The following is a 600-nucleotide window of genomic DNA, read 5'->3' on the forward strand; positions in this document are numbered from 1 at the left end:
AATATCCTTGAACCCTTGCTGCCCCCGGCCCGAAAAAAACAAGGAGGACGTCCACCTAAAGATCGGCGTCAGATGCTGAATGCCGTGCTATGGGTTGCTCGAACGGGAGCGCCATGGCGAGATTTACCGAGTACGTATGGTCCTTGGTCTTCTGCCTATAGTTTTTTCTGGCGGTTACAAAAAGCGAATATTTGGAATGAAATCTTGAAGCATGTCGCCATCGAACCCGATTGGGAGCAAGTGATGATTGATGCTACCATCGTTCGCGTCCATCAGCATGGAGCGGGCGCAAAAGGGGGCAGGATCGGCAAGCCATCGGGCGTTCGCGCGGAGGATTAACCACCAAAATTCATGCGATGGTGGATGCGCTTGGCTATCCGCTGCGTTTCGAATTGACGCCAGGACAAGACCACGATTCGGTCACGGGCTATCGCCTTCTTCATGGACTGGACGTTTGCCCGGGAGAAGTGTTAGCGGATCGCGCCTACGATACCAATGCCATTTTAGAGCTTTTGCAAAGCCGATCCATTACTCCGGTGATCCCATGCAAACGCAATCGGCGGGTAAAGCGTCGCTAGATTCGGAGACGTATAAAGCGTC

General features: G+C 53.0%; 2 protein-coding genes. Both read left to right on the forward strand.

Going from position 1 to position 600, the window contains the following annotated elements:
• Positions 1-339 (forward strand): IS5 family transposase (locus AC5V8P_RS25980; protein WP_495474104.1); only part of this gene is annotated, 339 nt, incomplete at its 5' end.
• A gap of 17 nt (positions 340-356) precedes the next feature.
• Positions 357-578, forward strand: a complete 222-nt coding sequence (locus tag AC5V8P_RS25985; protein ID WP_495474105.1) for a transposase — start codon at positions 357-359, stop codon at positions 576-578.
• Positions 579-600 lie beyond the last annotated feature (22 nt).

Source organism: Paenibacillus sp. N119s (assembly GCF_059447605.1).

Excerpts from the sequence above, each read along its gene's own strand:
- AC5V8P_RS25985 (WP_495474105.1), top strand. The coding sequence starts at position 357 with ATGGTGGATGCGCTTGGCTATCCGCTGCGTTTCGAATTGACGCCAGGA.